The 3,511-nt window shown below is 46.0% G+C and carries 5 protein-coding genes; 1 reads left to right on the top strand and 4 read right to left on the bottom strand.

Going from position 1 to position 3,511, the window contains the following annotated elements:
• Positions 1-157 precede the first annotated feature (157 nt).
• Positions 158-820, top strand: a complete 663-nt coding sequence (acrS, locus tag E0D98_RS22405; RefSeq protein ID WP_001129509.1) for a multidrug efflux transporter transcriptional repressor AcrS — start codon at positions 158-160, stop codon at positions 818-820.
• Between the two features lie 2 nt (positions 821-822).
• Here the strand turns inward: acrS and E0D98_RS22400 are convergent, their stop codons facing one another.
• The 4 genes from E0D98_RS22400 to dusB all read right to left on the bottom strand — a co-directional run bounded on the left by E0D98_RS22400 (position 823) and on the right by dusB (position 3,343).
• The gene (locus E0D98_RS22400) at positions 823-1,002 is read right to left on the bottom strand and encodes a DUF2556 family protein (RefSeq protein WP_001295275.1); all 180 of its coding nucleotides are present in this window, start codon (positions 1,000-1,002) and stop codon (positions 823-825) included.
• Between the two features lie 83 nt (positions 1,003-1,085).
• On the bottom strand, positions 1,086-1,970 hold the full coding sequence (gene yhdJ / locus E0D98_RS22395) for an adenine-specific DNA-methyltransferase (protein ID WP_001258900.1): 885 nt from the start codon (positions 1,968-1,970) through the stop codon (positions 1,086-1,088).
• An 85-nt stretch (positions 1,971-2,055) separates the two neighbouring features.
• Complete coding sequence (gene fis / locus E0D98_RS22390; RefSeq protein WP_000462905.1) at positions 2,056-2,352, bottom strand: DNA-binding transcriptional regulator Fis; 297 nt, start codon at positions 2,350-2,352, stop codon at positions 2,056-2,058.
• 25 nt (positions 2,353-2,377) lie between these two features.
• Entirely contained in the window at positions 2,378-3,343 is a 966-nt protein-coding gene (dusB, locus tag E0D98_RS22385; RefSeq protein ID WP_001219652.1) for a tRNA dihydrouridine synthase DusB, read from the bottom strand.
• Positions 3,344-3,511: the final 168 nt, after the last annotated feature.

The following is a 3,511-nucleotide window of genomic DNA, read 5'->3' as shown; positions in this document are numbered from 1 at the left end:
TAGTGAATGTATCTTAGGTAAATAATATATATTATTTATTTGACGATTTATAGCAAATCAATATTAGCCTCTCGTATAAATACACATTAGGTGATAGATTAACCTTCGCTATTTTCTCACTCTGTGTCGAATATATTTATTTCCTGAATAATTAATCATGGCAAAAAGAACCAAAGCCGAAGCTCTGAAGACCCGGCAAGAACTGATTGAAACTGCCATCGCCCAGTTTGCGCAGCATGGCGTAAGCAAGACGACACTCAACGACATTGCCGACGCTGCTAACGTTACGCGTGGCGCTATCTACTGGCACTTCGAAAACAAGACTCAACTGTTTAATGAGATGTGGTTGCAACAGCCTTCATTGCGAGAGTTAATCCAGGATCACTTGACGGCTGGGTTAGAGCATGACCCATTTCAACAATTGCGTGAAAAATTGATTGTCGGCTTGCAATATATTGCCAAAATTCCCCGCCAGCAGGCGTTGCTGAAAATCTTATATCACAAATGTGAATTTAATGATGAGATGCTGGCCGAGGGAGTGATACGCGAAAAGATGGGCTTCAATCCGCAGACTCTCCGCGAAGTATTGCAGGCGTGTCAGCAACAAGGTTGTGTAGCAAATAACCTCGATTTAGATGTTGTGATGATTATTATTAATGGTGCCTTCAGCGGAATTGTTCAAAACTGGTTAATGAATATGGCGGGTTATGATCTTTATAAACAAGCCCCCGCTCTGGTCGATAACGTATTAAGAATGTTCATGCCAGATGAAAACATAACGAAATTAATTCATCAAACGAATGAATTAAGTGTCATGTAAATTCACATTCTGTCCTGAAAATTCAGTTCGTCACAGTTAACCAGTTTTAGTGGATTAACTGAGTTCATATTGCGGCATTTGTCTGTTTCTGTTGCCAGCAGTTCAATCCACTGCATCAGTAAAGTATCAAACAGAAAAACGAAGACAGCGAAAACGACGAGCCACCAATACTTGCGAATCATTACCTGAGCCTGTGTATGTTTAACCAAGTCTGGCAGGAAATATACACGAAATGAATAATCTGAAAACCAGGCTTACACTTCCTTTACTTTGCAATGAGATCGGGGTCAACTTCGCTTAACCGGCTTCGTTTTGACAGGTTGCCGGTCTTTCTTTTTTTCACTTTCGCCAGTTCTTCCGCAGAGTAATGCGACGCGACATCCAGCCGTCGAAGCCCCATTTTGATGTACTCGCTGTTGATCTCAATACCAATGAATTTTCGCCCGCTAGAGACGGCTACGGCACCGGTAGTAAAGCTACCGGCAAACGGGTCGAGAACGATATCGCCTGGGTTGGAAGAGGCGAGAATAATGCGTTTCAGTAAGGCTTCCGGTTTTTGCGTCGGGTGGTTCTCATATTCATCCATCAAATAACGCACGCGCGGAAAATCCCAGACGTTACCCGGTACTTTTTGATGATTGTATGGCTGTGGAGGATTTTTGCGATAATCGATCAACGCGCGCTGCGATCCGGTTTTGGCTTCTACCAGAATAGCATCACCGTTGAATGTGTAGTTCTTTGCGTCTTTCACCATCATCAGGATGGGTTCGTACATGGAGCCGTAGTGTTTTTTCGCCTGTACTCCAGAACTGTCATATGACCAGACGATGCGACTTTTGATGGTAAAAAGCTTGCGGCACTGGAGATCGATAAAGGGCATGTTTTCCGTGCTGTTCATGATGTACATGCTGCCCTGCTTTTTCAGAACGCGGTGGCACTCTGCAATCACTTCAAACAGCCAGTCGATAAACAGATCTTCTTTCCAGGCTTCGATCAGACCATCAAAATTTTTACCGATGTTATATGGTGGGTCGGCAAAGATCAGATCGACACTTTCGGCGGGGATCTTTTTAAGTTCGGCAAGCGCATCACCGTGAATAATGGTCTTAGCTTCATTACCAAACCGGGTCGGTTCACATCCTGTTCTCATGGTCACTCCCTTTGTGACACCTATAAAAAAGGCGCTTCCCCATGCCGAGTAGCGCCTTTTTAATCAAGCATTTAGCTAACCTGAATTAGTTCATGCCGTATTTTTTCAATTTTTTACGCAGCGTACCACGGTTGATGCCCATCATCAGCGCAGCACGGGTCTGGTTACCACGGGTGTATTGCATCACCATGTCCAACAGGGGCTGTTCTACTTCAGCCAGTACCAGCTCATAGAGGTCATTCACATCCTGACCATTCAGTTGAGCAAAATAGTTCTTCAGTGCCTGTTTAACCGAGTCACGCAGGGGTTTTTGGGTTACCTGATCCTGAGAGTTAACGGTAGAAACGGTCAGTACGTCAGAATTTACGCGTTGTTCGAACATAGTTCTGTCAGCTCTTTATTTCTGTTTACGCAAAATTTTCGAAGTATGCCTCCAACGCCTCCAGCTGTTCGCTGGCATCCTCAATGGCGTTGAATGTGCGCCGAAACTGGTCATTTGGAGCGTGTTCCTGGAGATACCAGGAAACGTGTTTACGTGCAATTCGGTACCCTTTTGCCGGACCATAAAAGTCATGCAGTTCCCGAACGTGCGCGCAAAGCAAGCGCTTAACCTCTGCCAAAGGCAGCGGGGGCAGCAACTCCCCAGTGTCCAGATAATGCTGGATTTCCCGAAAGATCCAGGGTCTTCCCTGAGCTGCGCGGCCTATCATCAGGGCATCCGCCCCTGTATAGTCGAGCACAGCTCTGGCTTTAAGCGGGTCAGTAATGTCGCCATTCGCGATAACCGGAATGGAAACTTTCTGCTTAACTGCCCGAATACTGTCGTACTCAGCTTCTCCATTGAACAAACAGGCGCGTGTACGGCCATGAATGGTCAGAGCCTGAATGCCACAGTCTTCAGCCAGTTGGGCAATCTCTTCGCAGTTACGGTGTTCCGGTGCCCAGCCGGTGCGAATCTTCAGGGTAACAGGAACGTCCACTGCATTGACGACCTCGGTAAGGATCGATTTAACGACATCCGGGTACTGCAAGAGGGCTGAACCTGCGAGCTTGCGATTCACTTTTTTAGCCGGGCAACCCATATTGATATCAATAATCTGGGCACCGCTTTCCACGTTAATACGTGCTGCATCTGCCATTTCTTTCGGATCGCTACCAGCAATTTGCACGGTGCGAATACCGGGTTCATCAATGTGCACCATCCGTAAACGAGATTTGTCGCTTTCCCAAACCTGTGGGTTAGAAGACATCATCTCGGATACTGTCAATCCGGCTCCCATCTCGTAGCACAACGTCCGAAAAGGTCTGTCTGTAATGCCAGCCATGGGCGCTGCGATCAGGCGATTTCTGAGCTGATATTGTCCGATGCGCATGAGTTAAGAAATGACCATACTGTGACTGCAAGGCGGCGTATATTACGCATTTTTTGCACGAGATGAAAGGCCAAACTTTGACCAATCCTCTGAGATGGATCAAAGAATTGCATTTAAAATGAGCGTGGTGCGATAATTACTCATAAAAATCATCATATTAGAAAATAG

The sequence above is a fragment of the Escherichia sp. KCJ4928 genome (assembly GCF_004352695.1).
Lineage (GTDB): Bacteria > Pseudomonadota > Gammaproteobacteria > Enterobacterales > Enterobacteriaceae > ECMA0423.
Note: the sequence above shows the minus strand (reverse complement) of the source record. Positions and strands in the feature narration are given on the sequence as shown.

What these genes read in the sequence shown, in the direction of transcription:
- dusB (WP_001219652.1), bottom strand. Translation starts at nt 3,343, where the DNA reads ATGCGCATCGGACAATATCAGCTCAGAAATCGCCTGATCGCAGCGCCC.
- acrS (WP_001129509.1), top strand. Translation starts at nt 158, where the DNA reads ATGGCAAAAAGAACCAAAGCCGAAGCTCTGAAGACCCGGCAAGAACTG.
- fis (WP_000462905.1), bottom strand. Translation starts at nt 2,352, where the DNA reads ATGTTCGAACAACGCGTAAATTCTGACGTACTGACCGTTTCTACCGTT.
- E0D98_RS22400 (WP_001295275.1), bottom strand. Translation starts at nt 1,002, where the DNA reads ATGATTCGCAAGTATTGGTGGCTCGTCGTTTTCGCTGTCTTCGTTTTT.
- yhdJ (WP_001258900.1), bottom strand. Translation starts at nt 1,970, where the DNA reads ATGAGAACAGGATGTGAACCGACCCGGTTTGGTAATGAAGCTAAGACC.